Genomic DNA, 13,663 nt, shown 5'->3' with positions numbered 1-13,663 from the left:
AGGGCTAGAGACTACAAGGGGCGGGGGCAGAGTGACCGCTTACTTGGTAAGCCAGGATTCTCAAATAGCCTGAGAATTCTCAAATAGCTATGAATTTTCTCAACGACCGAAACGTTGACCAGCCGCCGCCCACCAGTGCTACTGCGCTCGACGTGTGGTGCGGCGCAGAAGTAGGCCGGCACATCCACCGATCGGTCGCGAAGCGCCCGCCCAGGCTGGCCACGGCAGCGCTTTCCAGCGCCTCGCCGATGCTCATGCCCGGCAGCAGGCCGGCGAAGCGCTGCGCGAGCATCGACTTGCCCGAGCCCGGCTCGCCCATCATCAGCAGGCTGTGGCCGCCGGCCGCCGCGATCTCCAGCGCCCGCTTGGCGCCCGCGTGGCCCTTGACGTCGCACAGGTCGGCGTAGCGCGGTGCGGCGGCACCGGGCGCGGCCTCGACCCGGGCCCAGCCATCGTCGGAGGCCGGCTCGGGAAGTTGCGCGGCCGCGTCGGCGTCGGGCACGAACTGCCGCACCACGTCCAGCAGGTGCCGGGCGCCGTACACCTCGCTGCCGGGCACCAGCGCGGCTTCCTGTGCACTGTCCATGGGCAGCACCAAACGGGTGGCCACGCCCCGCGTGTGCAGTGCCAGCGCCATGGCCAGCGCACCCCGAACGGGCCGCAGTTCCCCGGAAAGCGACAGCTCCCCGGCGAACTCGTGGCCGGCGAGCCGGGCGTTGTCGATCTGCCCGCTGGCCGCCAGGATGGCCATGGCCATGGGCAGGTCCAACATTCTGGCGCCTTGCTAACAGTTACTAGGCATTTTCCCCCTAAAAATCATAGACTTAGGTGAGCTAACTATTTTTAATGAGTTCGGCTGAGGACGCGATCACCTGGTGCCTGGCAGCCTAACGACTTTGCGATCCTCGGTTGCAGCCTTGAGAGTGCGGTTTTCAAGGAGCAGGCTCTCGTTGATGCTGGCCAACTTGTCCACGCGATCCTCGGCCGCTGTGAGTTGCTGCTGGAGCTGTCGGTTTTTTTCGTGAGCTTCCTGCAACTCCTTTTGCTTCTCATCCCGGCGTTGACGGCTTGATGCTGACAACTTGACCCGGATTTTCTCGGCAACCCCCGGGTAGTGGTTGTGGATCAATGCGGGTGTGACACCTGCCTCCCTTGCCACGGCCGATATGCTGAGCTTTTCTGCCTTGGTATGCGAACGACCGCGCTCGATGCGAAAGATTGCAAGCTCTAGTTCCTTCTCGCGCTTGGACGCCTCCTTGCGTGCCTGTGTCATGAGAGCACCTCTTGCGGTTCGTGTCCCAAAGACGTCAGCACGGCCCGGCAGCGATCAATGTCGCGCACTACGCGCGTCCGGGCTCCTTCACCTATGTCAACACAGTGCTCCAGCGACTTAAGCTGGGAGTACAAGCCATCGTAAATGGAGGCATGCGACCTTCCGATGACGGCGTTAGAACAACCATCACCACACTTCGTTGGATTGATATCGTTGCCTTCACAGAGGTTGTCGTCAGCGGTGCACCAAGCATGTCCGTTGCTACGAATTGCGGTGCTCTGAGCTATTGACCTGACCATGTGAGCATGGCTTTTGAAGAACGTAACGCTTTCTTCGCGCGCGCGCCAAGCAATCAAATTGTGCCCATACCCGCCTGCCAAGGGCTCGTTCTTGTCCAGCCATCCTACGACAACGCCGTGCTTGATCTCATCCAGTTCGTCTTCGATTTCAAGGTACAGCGCCATTTCCTGAGACTCGTTCAGCCCATAGCTCGTTTATCAAGTGCAGGTAGATCATCGTTGTGGTAATCGACGCATGGCCAAGCTGCTTCTGCACAAACACCAGCGGTTCAATTCTGTTGTCAGCGCGATGCCGCTGCATTGCTACCAAGGTGTGCGTTGCATACGTGTGGCGGAGCATATGCGGGTGCGTCGTGACCCCAATACGTCGACCTATCCGACGCACCATCGCCTCAATTCCCTTGCCGCTAGCAGCCCACGGACTGCCATCTTGGTTCAAGAAAAGAGGGGCGTGGACCTGATCAGAGTTCGATGCGCGTTCGCCGCGATGATGCTTCGCGTAGTGGTACAGGTCAGCCATGAGGCGCCGACCGATCAGGATGGTTCGCTTTACCCCACCCTTCGTCTTCATCCCGCTACCGTCGTCGGGATCGAGGATCACACGGACGTTCCGCTCTTTAGTTGGCGCCCGGCTTGGGTCGTAAACGTAGGCAAGTGGAAAGGTCGCCAGTTCTTCTCTCCGCAGACCGCTCTGAAGAGCCATTCTGATGATCATGCGATGGTGGACGTTGCTTGAGGCCCCAAGCAGCGCCTTGGCTTGATCCTTCGATAGAAACTGCGGCAACGTCCTGTGCCTACGGGGCATGACGGAGCGGACGCTTGTTACCCCTCCAGCTGCACTTGCATGTTGCAGGAAACCGTTTGGCCGACCGAAATGGCGGCGTTCCTCGAGCCGGTATGGAAGTGAACCGATCCAACGCTCCCGCAGGGCGAACTCATAGAACTCGCAGACGTACATCACGCGTTGGCGTACTGTATTTCGCTTCAGGTTTGCAACCTCAAAGCAGTAGTCGCGGTACGCGGCTACGAGCGTCTTGTCTTCGCCCCTGTCAACGTCATCCCATTGAAGCTCATGGGCTTGGAGGAAGGAAAAGTAGTCGTACAACGCCCGGCCAGTCGGCTCCCAGGAGTTCTGAGAGCCAATAGCTCCCCGCATCAGGTAATAGCGCAGAAACTCGTTGGCCTCCCAGCAGCTTCGCATGTCCTCCCAGAGGAGGATAGGAAAACCGGGCCTGGGTCGATTCGATAGCTTGAAGTCCTCGGTGGCTTTGATGAGGTGCACTACATCCCTTTCGCGCGGAGAAGCTTGGCAGCCCGCTTGAAATCGAGGCCCAGCAGGTGCATCGCGAGGTCTACTGCTCCGCCGCCGCCCTTATTCGCGCGCGTATCAAGGAACTTCGGCCCCGTGCAGAGAAGCTCGAAATCAGTTCCACCAACAGACACGTGCCACCGCGTCGATCCGTGGCTGGATCGTGGGACAAAGGACACGTCCTGCCTTGCGTAGTCTGCAAGAACGCGCAACACCTCGATGGCCGCGGTTTGCCTCCACCGAACGATCTCAAGGTTATCCACAGACTTCCGCATCACACGTCCCCTCCCCGGACCCCTCCCGCTACTCGTCTCTATGAGACTGTCAGGATTGCAGAAATTATCTAACAGCCGGATAGAGCTAAAACGAAGCGGCCGGAGTCCTTGGGCAGGTCGGCCGGCGCCAGGTTCACGGTAATGCGCTTGTTGTTGGGAAATTCCAGCCCGGCGTTCTGGATGGCCGAGCGCACCCGCTCGCGCGCCTCCTTGACCTCGGTTTCCACCAGCCCCACCAGCGTGAAGCTGGGCAGGCCGTTCGCCAGATGCACCTCAACCGTGACACTGGCCGCTTCCAGGCCCAGCAAAGCACGGCTTTGCACCAAAGACAGACTCATTGCGTTCATTCTCCCCAAGATGGTGCGTCCATCGGGGGCACGCCAGTGGTGCAGGCGGTTGTGCGACGGCGGCCACCCGAAGCACCTGTTGTAACGATTTCGCGCTCGCTCAAGCCTTCGGGGAGCGTTCTGCGGACCGGCTTTTGAGCAGTTTGGCACGCTCCCTGCTTTGAGCCTCACAGGTCCCACAACACACTTTGCGAGGAGTTTCCCGATGACGTACCGTACCGCCGCCCAGGCGCTGATCGTTCTTGCCACGGCATTGACCGCTTCGGGCGCTGCCCTGGCGCAGGCAACAACGGACGCCGCCGCGCCGGCTGCCGCTCCCGCCCCGAACCTCACGGGGAACATCTCGCTGACCACCAACTACAAGTTCCGTGGCCAGGATCAGGACATGATCGGCAAGAACGACTACGCCAAGACCAAGGGCTTCAAGCCCGCCGTCCAGGGCGGCCTGGACTACGCCTTCGGCGACAGCGGCTTCTACGTGGGCAGCTGGAACTCCAGCGTCAACTGGCTCAAGGGCAACAGCATCGAAATGGACCTGTACGGCGGCTACAAGTTCAAGGCCGGCCCGCTGGACATGGACGTCGGTGCGCTCACCTACATCTACCCGGGCAACTCGTCGGGCAACACCACCGAGCTGTACGTTGCCGGCACCTACGCCAGCGAAACCCTCGGTTCGTTCACCGCCAAGTACTCGCACACCGTGTCGAAGGACTACTTCGGCTACGCCGGCAACAAGGCGGGCTCGGGCCTGAAGGGCACCAACACCGGCTACCTGAACCTGGCGTACAGCAAGGAAATCGTGCCCAAGGTCACGCTGAAGGCAGCGGTCGGCTACACGAACATGTCCAGCGACATCCGCAGCCTGGGCTACAAGAGCTATGTCGACTACAACGTCGGCGCGTCGTACGACTTCGGCAACGGCCTGTCGCTGACCGGCTCGGTGCAAGGCGCGAACAAGAAGAGCTCGTACCTCGCCGTGAGCAACCCGGGCGTGGACTACGGCTTCGGCACCTTCGGCCAGACGACGTACTCGCCGAACAAGGCGCGCTTCATCCTCACGCTGACGAAGACGCTCTAAGCCGCAGAACAACGAGGTGCGGCCCAAGCTGCCGCACCGTTTCATTTCCATCCGCAGGAGAAAACTCATGAAGCTGGTCACAGCCATCATCAAACCGTTCAAGCTCGACGAGGTGCGCGAAGCACTGTCGGCCATCGGCGTGCAGGGGATCACCGTCACCGAGGTCAAGGGGTTCGGTCGCCAGAAAGGCCACACCGAGCTCTACCGCGGCGCCGAGTACGTGGTCGACTTCCTGCCCAAGGTCAAGATCGAAGCGGCCGTCTCCGACGACCTCGTCGATCGCGTGATCGAAGCCGTCGAGGGTGCTGCCCGCACCGGCAAGATCGGCGACGGCAAGATCTTTGTCTACAACCTCGAACAGGTCGTGCGCATCCGCACCGGCGAAACAGGTCGCGAAGCCCTCTGAACGAGTCCAGGCCCGAAAGAACAACGATTATGAAAAAACTGCTTGTCTCTCTTGCGTTCGGTTTGAGTGTGCTGGCTGCCGGCACCGCCGCACTTGCACAAACGCCCGCGGCCCCGGCCGAAGCGCCTGCCGCTTCGGCACCCGCTGCCGCTGCACCCGCAGCGCCGGCCGCGCCTGCTGCAGCCGACGCGGCACCAGCCGCGGCGCCCGCCGCCGCACCGGCACCCAAGATCGACTCAGGCGACACCGCCTGGATGCTGACCTCCACGCTGCTGGTCATCCTGATGACCATTCCCGGCCTGGCGCTGTTCTACGGCGGCCTGGGCCGCTCGAAGAACATGCTGTCGGTGCTGATGCAGGTCTTCGTGATCTTCTCGCTGATCAGCATCCTGTGGGCCATCTACGGCTACAGCATCGCGTTCTCGGGCGACGGCAACTTCTTCGGGGGATTCGACAAGATCTTCATGAAGGGCATCACGCAGGAAACCTTCGGCGCGCTGACCACCATTCCTGAATACGTGTTCGTCGCCTTCCAGGGCACCTTCGCGGCCATCACCGTGGCGCTGATCGTCGGCGCGTTCGCCGAACGTGCCAAGTTCTCGGCCGTGCTGCTGTTCTCCGTGCTGTGGTTCACCTTCAGCTACGTGCCGATCGCCCACATCGTGTGGGGCGGCGGCCTGCTGGGCAAGGACGGCGCACTCGACTTCGCAGGCGGCACCGTGGTGCACATCAACGCCGGTGTGGCCGGCCTGGTCGGTGCCTACATGGTCGGCAAGCGCGTGGGCTACGGCAAGGAAGCGTTCACGCCGCACTCGCTCACGCTCACCATGGTCGGCGCTTCGCTGCTGTGGGTCGGCTGGTTCGGCTTCAACGCGGGTTCGGCAGGTGCTGCCAACGCGCTGGCCGGCCTGGCCTTCATCAACACGGTGCTCGCCACCGCTGCCGCGGCGCTGTCGTGGATCCTGGGTGAAAGCCTGCACAAGGGCAAGGCCTCGATGCTGGGCGCTGCGTCCGGTGCCGTTGCCGGCCTGGTGGCCGTCACGCCTGCCGCCGGTTTCGTCGGCCCGATGGGTTCGATCGTGCTGGGCCTGCTGGCCGGCCTGGTCTGCCTGTGGGGTGTGGGCGGCCTGAAGCGCATGCTGGGCGCGGACGACGCGTTCGACGTGTTCGGCGTGCACGGTGTGGGCGGCATCCTGGGTGCCATCCTGACCGGCGTGTTCGCAGCCAAGGGCCTGGGCGGCACCGGCGGCGCAACGCCCGACACCTTCGCGATGGGTGCACAGGTCTGGATCCAGATCAAGAGCGTGGCGCTCACGATCGTGTGGTCCGGCGTGGTGGCCTTCATCGCCTTCAAGATCGCCGACCTGACCATCGGCCTGCGTGTGTCGGAAGAAGAAGAGCGCGAAGGCCTCGACATTTCTTCCCACGGCGAAACCGCCTACAACCGCTGATCCCCTGTGGCGAGGCTGCCTTCGGGCAGCCCCGCCGCTGGCGATCCAAACGCATTCACAAGAACAATTCTTCGTCACGAGTTTTTCAAGCGAGGTCTCCTTTGGATGTTCAGCCCGCGAGCGCTCCGGCGTCAGCGGGCTTTTTTTTGCCTGTCGCTTTCATGGCCGGGGGCACAATGGCCGAACCATGTGGACCTCCATCGAAGACAGCCTCTGCGAGCTCGGCGAGTCGCCGTTCTGGCACCCCGAAGAACGCGCGCTCTACTGGCTCGACATTCCCGGCCGCGCGGTGCTGCGCACCCGCGGCGACATCGGTTCGCCGAATGCCACCGTGGAGCGATGGCCGTTGCCCACGGAGCCCGGCTGCATGGCGCCGGCGCGCAGCGGCGGCCTGGTGATCGCATTGCGCGACGGCTTCTACCGGGCGCGCGAATGGGGCGGCGAGCTGGTCGCCCTGGCGCGTGTGGAGCACGACGTGCGCACCATGCGCTTCAACGACGGCAAGTGCGACCCCTGGGGCCGCTTCTGGGGCGGTTCGCTCAACGAAGCCAAGGACCGGCCCAACGCCGCGCTCTACTGCCTCGACGCACGCCCCGGCACGGGCATCTCGCCCACCATCACGCAGATGGCCAACGAGTCCACCACGGCCAACGGCCTCGCGTTCTCCCCCGACGCCCGCACCCTGTACTGGGCGGACACCGCCGCGCACGTGGTGTGCGCGTGGGACTGGGACGCCGAGGCCAACGCGCTTTCGCGTGCCCGCGTGTTCCACCAGTTCGAAGCCAAGCGCGAAGGCTGGACTGCGGACGCGCCGCTGGGTTACCAAGGCCGGCCGGACGGCGCCACCATCGACGCGCAAGACCACTACTGGGTGGCGATGTTCGAAGGCGCGCAGCTGCTGCGCTTCGCACCTTCGGGCGACATCGTGGCCTCGGTTCCTGTGCCCGTCCAATGCCCGACCATGCCGTGTTTCGGCGGCGACGATCTGAAGACGCTGTTCGTCACCAGCGCGCGCAAGGGGCGGCCTGCGGCGGAGATCGAACAGCGGCCGGCCTCGGGCTGCGTGATTTCGATGCGCGTGGAGACGTCCGGGCTGCCGGTGAGCTTTTTCGAGGACTGAGGGTGCGCGAAGAGCGTTGTTCAGGGCCGAGGTCGATCGAGCGGCGCCCCGGACGTGCGCCCACCGAACACCCCCACTGAGACGATGGCCCTGCAGCACATTCCCCCGATCCAATGCCTGCTGACCTTCGAGGCCGTCGCAAGGCTGCGGCATGCGGGCCGCGCGGCCGACGAGTTGTGCGTCACGCCCAGCGCGGTGAGCCATCGCATCCGCCAGCTCGAGTCGCACGTCGGCTTCAAGCTCTTCGGGCGCAGCGACTTCAGCCTCACGGCCGACGGTGCCGCTTACCTCGCGAACGTTCGCACCGGGCTTGCGGCATTGCAGGCCACGCCGCTCGGCAGCAATGCCGCGCAGCGCGCCACGCGGCTGCGCATCGCCGTCACGCCCACCTTCAGCCGGCAATTCCTCATGCCCCGGCTGGAGCTGTTCCGCAACATCTACCCCGACATCGAGCTGGTGCTGCAGGTGTCGATTCCGCTGCTCGACGTCACCGCCGAGCAGGCGGACCTCGAAGTGCGCTACGGCCCCGGCGGCTATGCCGACTGCGAACACCGCCTCGTGCTCGAAGAACAGGTGGTGCCGGCCTGCAGTCCGAGCTACCTGAACGAGTTCGGGCCGTTCACCGGCTTTCGCAGCGCCGCCGAGATCGCCAGCGCGCGACTCATCCGCAGCCCGCTCGAACCCTGGGGCACCTGGTTCGCCAGCTGCGGGCTCGACCAGCCCGAGCCCAACATCGGCTCGCAGTTCAACGACCTGGGGCTCGTGTACGACGCCGCGGCCAGCGGCTTCGGCGTGGCGCTGGTGCGGCAGAAGATGGGCGCCGCGTGGTTCGAGTCGGGGCGCCTGGTGGCGCTGTCCGACCAGGCCGTGCCCTCGCCGCACCGGCACTACATCTGCTGGCAACCCGGCACGCTGGAGCGCTGGGAGTGCGCGGCCTTTGCCGACTGGCTGGCGCAGAGCCTGCGCTGAACGGCAATCGAAGCGAAGGACCGGACCGGACCGGGCTGTGCAGCGCCGTGCGTCGTGCCGGCAAAGTTCTCTCAAGCCGGCCGCAAAAATCCTTCAACCCGCACCCGGGGCGATGTGCGTAGAGTGCGGTCCACCCCGAGACATTCCGCGCGCAGGCGCGAACAGAAGAAAAGAGGCCGCCGCATGAATGCGCCGCTCACCCCCACGCAGCAGGATTCGCTACAGAAAACAGAGCGCCAGTCGCAGGTCGTGCGTGCGCTGCAGGCACATTTGCCTGCCCATGCGCTCATCTGGCACGCCGAGGACACCACGCCCTACGAGTGCGACGGCCTCACCGCCTACCGCGCCCGTCCGCTGGTGGTGGCCCTGCCCGAGACCGAGGCGCAGGTGGCCGCCGTGCTCCAGACCTGCCACCGCCTCGGCGTGCCCGTGGTCGCGCGCGGCGCAGGCACGGGGCTGTCGGGCGGCGCCATGCCGCACACCCTGGGCGTGACGATGTCGCTCGCCAAGTTCAACCGCATCCTGAAGATCGACCCGGTGAGCCGCACGGCCGTCGTGCAGTGCGGCGTGCGCAACCTTGCCATCAGCGAGGCGGCCGCGCCCTTCAACCTCTACTACGCTCCCGACCCCTCGAGCCAGATCGCCTGCACCATCGGCGGCAACGTGGCCGAGAACTCCGGCGGCGTGCACTGCCTGAAGTACGGCCTGACCCTGCACAACGTGCTGCGCGTGCGCGGCTTCACGGCCGAGGGCGAGGCCATCGAGTTCGGCGGCGACGCGCTCGACGCGCCGGGGCTCGACCTGCTCGCGCTGGTCATCGGCAGCGAAGGCATGCTGGCCGTGACCACCGAGGTCACCGTCAAGCTGGTGCCCAAGCCGCAGCTGGCGCGCTGCATCATGGCCAGCTTCGACGACGTGCGCAAAGCCGGCGACGCTGTGGCCGCGGTGATCGCGGCCGGCATCATTCCGGCCGGGCTGGAGATGATGGACAAGCCCATGACCGCGGCGGTCGAGGACTTCGTGCGCGCGGGCTACGACCTGGACGCGGCGGCCATCCTGCTGTGCGAGTCCGACGGCACGCCCGAAGAGGTGGAAGAAGAAATCGGCCGCATGACCGCCGTGCTGCGCGGCTGCGGCGCCACCGCCATCGCGGTGAGCAACAGCGAAGACGAGCGCATGAAATTCTGGAGCGGGCGCAAGAACGCATTCCCCGCCTCGGGCCGCATCAGCCCCGACTACATGTGCCTGGACTCGACCATTCCGCGCAAGCGGCTGGCCGACATTCTTCTGGCCATCCAGGAGATGGAGAAGAAGTACAACCTGCGCTGCTGCAACGTGTTCCACGCGGGCGATGGCAACCTGCATCCGCTGGTGCTGTTCGACGCCAACGACCCCGACGAGCTGCACCGCTGCGAGCTGTTCGGCGCCGACATCCTGGAGACCAGCGTCGCCATGGGCGGCACCGTGTCGGGCGAGCACGGCGTGGGCGTGGAAAAGCTCAACAGCATGTGCGTGCAGTTCACCGCCAGCGAGAACGAGCAGATGTTCGGCGTGAAGCGCGCCTTCGACCCCGAGGGCATGCTGAACCCTGGCAAGGTGATTCCCACGCTGCAGCGCTGCGCCGAGTACGGCAAGCAGGTGGTGCGCGGCGGCAAGCTGAAACACCCCGACCTGCCGAGGTTCTGATGAGCAGCATGGACACCGCACTTCAACAGGTCGTCGAGCGCGTGCGCGCCGCCGCAGCCGACGCCACGCCGCTGCGCATTCGCGGCGGCGGCACCAAGGACTTCTACGGCGAGCCGCCGCAAGGCAAGGAAGGCAAGGAAGGCGAGGAGCTCGACATGCGCGCGCTCGCCGGCATCACGAGCTACGAGCCTAGCGAACTGGTCGTCACCGTGCGCGCCGGCACGCCGCTGGCCGAACTCGAGGCGGCCCTCGCAGAGAAGGGCCAGTGCCTGCCGTTCGAGCCGCCGTGCTTCGGCAGTGATGGCACGGTGGGCGGCATGGTCGCCGCCGGCCTCAGCGGCCCTGCGCGCGCCAGCGTGGGCGCGGTGCGCGACTATGTGCTCGGCGCCACGCTGGTCAACGGCCGCGCCGAGGTGCTGAGCTTCGGCGGCCAGGTGATGAAGAACGTCGCGGGCTACGACGTGTCGCGTGTGCTGGCCGGCTCGCTCGGCACGCTGGGCGCGATCGCCGAGGTGAGCCTCAAGGTGCTGCCGGTGCCGCCCGCCGAGGCCACGCTGGCCTTCGCCTGCAGCCAGGCCGATGCGCTGCGCCTGCTCAACGAGTGGGGTGGCCGGCCGCTGCCGCTGAATGCCAGCTGCTGGGTCGAACAGGAAGGCGCGGGCGCGCTGTACCTGCGCCTGCGCGGTGCGGTCGCGGCGGTGGAAGCCGCCTGCGCGCACCTGGGCGGCGAGCGCAAGGACGACGCGCATGCCGCCGCCTGTTGGCAATCGCTGCGCAACCAGCAGCTGCCGTGGTTCGCGATGGATGGGGGGGCGAATGCGCTCTGGCGCCTGTCAGTGCCGCAGACCGCGCCGGTGCTCGCGCTCGACGGCGCCGCCCCGCTGGTCGAATGGCACGGCGGCCAGCGCTGGTACAAGGCGCCGCCGGGCGCGGCCCAGGCCCCGCGCATCCGCGAGATCGCGCGCGCGGCGGGCGGCCATGCCACGCTGTTCCGCCTGCCGGGCGAGCACACGGGTGAGCACACCGGCGCCCACGTGCCGCGCTTCGACGCCATGAGCGCGCCCATCGAACGCATCCACCGCGCGCTGATGCGCGAGTTCGACCCCCACGGCCTGTTCAACCGCGGCCGCCTGCTCGCCTCCACGTAAAACAAGAACCGCCATGCAAACCGAGCTCGCTCCCGAATTCCAAGGCACCGACGCAGGCCGCGAGGCCGAGGCCATCCTGCGCAAGTGCGTGCACTGCGGCTTCTGCACCGCCACCTGCCCCACGTACCAGCTGCTCGGCGACGAGCTCGACGGTCCGCGTGGGCGCATCTACCTCATCAAGCAGGTGCTCGAAGGCAAAACACCCACGCGCAGCACGCAGCTGCACCTGGACCGATGCCTGACCTGCCGCAACTGTGAAAGCACCTGCCCGAGTGGTGTGCAGTACGGCAACCTGGTCGACATCGGCCGCAAGATCGTCGACGAGAAGGTGCCGCGCCCCGCCATGGAACAGGCGCAGCGCTGGCTGCTGAAGGAGGGCCTGCCTTCGCCGCTGTTCGGCCCCGCCATGAAGCTCGGCCAGGCCGTGCGTGGCCTGCTGCCCGAGGCGCTCAAGGCCAAGGTGCCCGCGAAGCAGGAGGCCGGCGCCTGGCCCACCGCCACGCATGCGCGCAAGGTGCTGATGCTCGCGGGCTGCGTGCAGCCGTCGATGATGCCCAACATCAACAGCGCCACCGCGCGCGTGCTCGACGCGGCCGGCATCCAGGCCGTGATCGCGAAGGAGGCGGGCTGCTGCGGCGCCGTGAAGTTCCACTTGAACGACCAGGAGGGCGGCAAGGCGCATATGCGCGCGAACATCGATGCATGGTGGCCGCTGGTGGAACGCAACGACGTCGAGGCCATCGTCATGAACGCCTCGGGCTGCGGCGTCACCGTGCGCGAGTACGGCCACCTGCTGCAGCACGACGCCGCCTACGCGCTGAAGGCGGCGCGCATCAGCGAACTCACGCGCGACCTGAGCGAACTGCTGCCCGACCTGGTGCCCGCGCTGAAGGCCCGTGTGCAGGCGCCGGCGGGCGTGGTGGCCTACCACCCGCCGTGCACCTTGCAGCACGGCCAGAAGCTGCGCGGCGGCGTCGAGACGCACCTGCGCGCCCTGGGTTTCGACGTGCGCGTGGCCATGAACGAATCGCACCTGTGCTGCGGCTCGGCCGGCACCTACTCGGTGCTGCAGCCGGAGCTGGCCTATCCGCTGCGCGACCGCAAGCTGGGCCACCTGAAGCAGCTGCAGCCCACCACCATCGCGTCGGCCAACATCGGCTGCATCACGCACCTGCAAAGCGGCAGCGCAGACACGCCGGTGCGGCACTGGGTCGAGCTGCTGGACGCGGCGCTGAAGGCCTGACCGGGCGCGTGCTCCGGGGCCTGGTCGCACAGCGGGGAGGGGGTTGGTCCGACTCGCGCGAGCGGGCGGCGCGGCGCATCATGGCTGCACCGAATCTGCAAGGAGCCCATGCCATGTCCCCCGTTCTCGCATCCCTCGTTTCTCCCGCGCTGCGGCGCTCGCTGCTGGTCTGCGTGTGCGCAGCCGGTGCGGTGGCCGCGCAGGCGCAAGGCGCCATGCCGCCCTGGCAGGGCGCGGGCGCTGCGCGCTACGTTTGCGGCGGCATCGGCTCCGACGAATCGACGGCCATGCGCTCCGCCATGAAGGAGCATCCGCTGGCGCTGCTGTTCGCGCGCGCCGACGGCGCCTACATGGCCAACGTGGACGTGACCATCAAGGGCGGCGACGCCAACAACGCCGCCGCGCTGGCGTTCCGCGCGAACGGGCCGGTCTGCCTGGTCGACCTGCCGAACGGGCGCTATGTGATCGATGCGGCGGTGCCCGGCGGCAGCGCCAAGAGCCAGACCGTGACGGTGGGCGGCGGTTCGAAGACGGCCGACTTCAGGTTCTGAGCGGGCGGGCGCTTCAGCCTGCGGCGGCCAGTGCCGCTTCCACATCCCGCGTGAGCGAAGCGGGCGTGTCCAGCGGCGCATAGCGCTTGAGCACCTTGCCGTCGCGCCCGATCAGGAACTTGGTGAAGTTCCACTTGATGGCCGTGAGGCCCAGCAGGCCCGGCTTTTCCTTGGTGAGCCACTGGTACAGCGGCGCCGCGTTGCCGCCATTGACGTCGATCTTCTCCATCATCGGAAAGCTCACGCCGTAGTTCTTGGTGCAGAAGGCGCCGATCTCCTCATTGGTGCCCGGGTCCTGGGAGCCGAACTGGTTCGACGGAAAGCCCAGCACCGTGAGCCCCTGGTCGGCGTACTTCTCATGCAGCGCTTCCAGCCCCGCGAACTGCGGCGTGAAGCCGCACTTGCTGGCGGTGTTCACGATCAGCAGTACCTTGCCCTTGAAGGCGGAAAGCTGCACCGGCTTGCCGTCGATCTGGTTGGCTTCGAAGTCGTAGACGCTGGTCATGGA

13 protein-coding genes and 2 pseudogenes are annotated in these 13,663 nt (G+C 66.1%); 9 read left to right on the top strand and 6 right to left on the bottom strand.

Annotation, left to right across the window (positions count from 1 at the left end):
* Positions 1-121: 121 nt before the first annotated feature.
* The 5 genes and pseudogenes from ACSFBM_RS27860 to ACSFBM_RS27840 form a co-directional block, all read right to left on the bottom strand.
* Positions 122-766, bottom strand: a pseudogene (locus tag ACSFBM_RS27860) (ATP-binding protein); the annotation flags it as partial.
* A 102-nt stretch (positions 767-868) separates the two neighbouring features.
* Positions 869-1,273 carry a TetR family transcriptional regulator gene (locus ACSFBM_RS27855; protein WP_435487293.1) on the bottom strand — a complete coding sequence of 135 codons (405 nt, stop codon included), beginning with the start codon at positions 1,271-1,273 and terminating at the stop codon, positions 869-871.
* A complete protein-coding gene (locus tag ACSFBM_RS27850; protein WP_435487292.1) occupies positions 1,270-1,737 on the bottom strand; it encodes a hypothetical protein in 468 nt (155 codons plus the stop codon). Before ACSFBM_RS27850 ends, ACSFBM_RS27855 begins: the two co-directional genes overlap by 4 nt.
* Positions 1,721-2,854: a tyrosine-type recombinase/integrase gene (locus tag ACSFBM_RS27845; protein WP_435487291.1), complete on the bottom strand. Its 1,134-nt coding sequence runs from the start codon at positions 2,852-2,854 to the stop codon at positions 1,721-1,723. The genes ACSFBM_RS27850 and ACSFBM_RS27845 overlap by 17 nt, the downstream gene beginning before the upstream one ends.
* A 379-nt stretch (positions 2,855-3,233) precedes the next feature.
* Positions 3,234-3,494, bottom strand: a pseudogene (locus ACSFBM_RS27840) (magnesium chelatase domain-containing protein); the annotation flags it as partial.
* A gap of 214 nt (positions 3,495-3,708) precedes the next feature.
* Here ACSFBM_RS27840 and ACSFBM_RS27835 point away from each other — a divergent pair.
* The 9 genes from ACSFBM_RS27835 (at position 3,709) to ACSFBM_RS27795 (ending at position 13,155) form a co-directional block, all read left to right on the top strand.
* A complete protein-coding gene (locus ACSFBM_RS27835; protein WP_435438750.1) occupies positions 3,709-4,581 on the top strand; it encodes a TorF family putative porin in 873 nt (290 codons plus the stop codon).
* 67 nt (positions 4,582-4,648) lie between these two features.
* Complete coding sequence (glnK, locus tag ACSFBM_RS27830) at positions 4,649-4,987, top strand: P-II family nitrogen regulator (RefSeq protein ID WP_007833403.1); 339 nt, start codon at positions 4,649-4,651, stop codon at positions 4,985-4,987.
* A 29-nt stretch (positions 4,988-5,016) separates the two neighbouring features.
* Positions 5,017-6,438: an ammonium transporter gene (locus tag ACSFBM_RS27825; RefSeq protein ID WP_435487290.1), complete on the top strand. Its 1,422-nt coding sequence runs from the start codon at positions 5,017-5,019 to the stop codon at positions 6,436-6,438.
* Positions 6,439-6,625: 187 nt separating this feature from the next.
* The gene (locus ACSFBM_RS27820) at positions 6,626-7,558 is read left to right on the top strand and encodes an SMP-30/gluconolactonase/LRE family protein (RefSeq protein WP_435487289.1); all 933 of its coding nucleotides are present in this window, start codon (positions 6,626-6,628) and stop codon (positions 7,556-7,558) included.
* An 84-nt stretch (positions 7,559-7,642) separates the two neighbouring features.
* Complete coding sequence (locus ACSFBM_RS27815; RefSeq protein ID WP_435487288.1) at positions 7,643-8,527, top strand: LysR substrate-binding domain-containing protein; 885 nt, start codon at positions 7,643-7,645, stop codon at positions 8,525-8,527.
* Positions 8,528-8,710: 183 nt separating this feature from the next.
* Positions 8,711-10,213 carry an FAD-linked oxidase C-terminal domain-containing protein gene (locus tag ACSFBM_RS27810; RefSeq protein ID WP_435487287.1) on the top strand — a complete coding sequence of 501 codons (1,503 nt, stop codon included), beginning with the start codon at positions 8,711-8,713 and terminating at the stop codon, positions 10,211-10,213.
* Between the two features lie 8 nt (positions 10,214-10,221).
* Entirely contained in the window at positions 10,222-11,361 is a 1,140-nt protein-coding gene (gene glcE, locus ACSFBM_RS27805) for a glycolate oxidase subunit GlcE (protein ID WP_435487286.1), read from the top strand.
* Between the two features lie 13 nt (positions 11,362-11,374).
* The gene (gene glcF / locus ACSFBM_RS27800) at positions 11,375-12,604 is read left to right on the top strand and encodes a glycolate oxidase subunit GlcF (RefSeq protein ID WP_435487285.1); all 1,230 of its coding nucleotides are present in this window, start codon (positions 11,375-11,377) and stop codon (positions 12,602-12,604) included.
* Between the two features lie 113 nt (positions 12,605-12,717).
* Positions 12,718-13,155 (top strand): carboxypeptidase regulatory-like domain-containing protein, encoded by a 438-nt coding sequence (locus tag ACSFBM_RS27795; RefSeq protein ID WP_435487284.1) that lies wholly within the window; start codon positions 12,718-12,720, stop codon positions 13,153-13,155.
* Positions 13,156-13,168: 13 nt separating this feature from the next.
* Here the strand turns inward: ACSFBM_RS27795 and ACSFBM_RS27790 are convergent, their stop codons facing one another.
* Complete coding sequence (locus ACSFBM_RS27790) at positions 13,169-13,660, bottom strand: glutathione peroxidase (RefSeq protein WP_435487283.1); 492 nt, start codon at positions 13,658-13,660, stop codon at positions 13,169-13,171.
* Between the last annotated feature and the right edge of the window lie 3 nt (positions 13,661-13,663).

The organism is Variovorax pasteuri, from assembly GCF_051216435.1.
Classification (GTDB): Bacteria; Pseudomonadota; Gammaproteobacteria; order Burkholderiales; family Burkholderiaceae_C; genus Variovorax.
The sequence above is the reverse complement of the archived record's forward strand: the minus strand, read 5'-3'. Positions and strand labels throughout refer to the sequence as shown.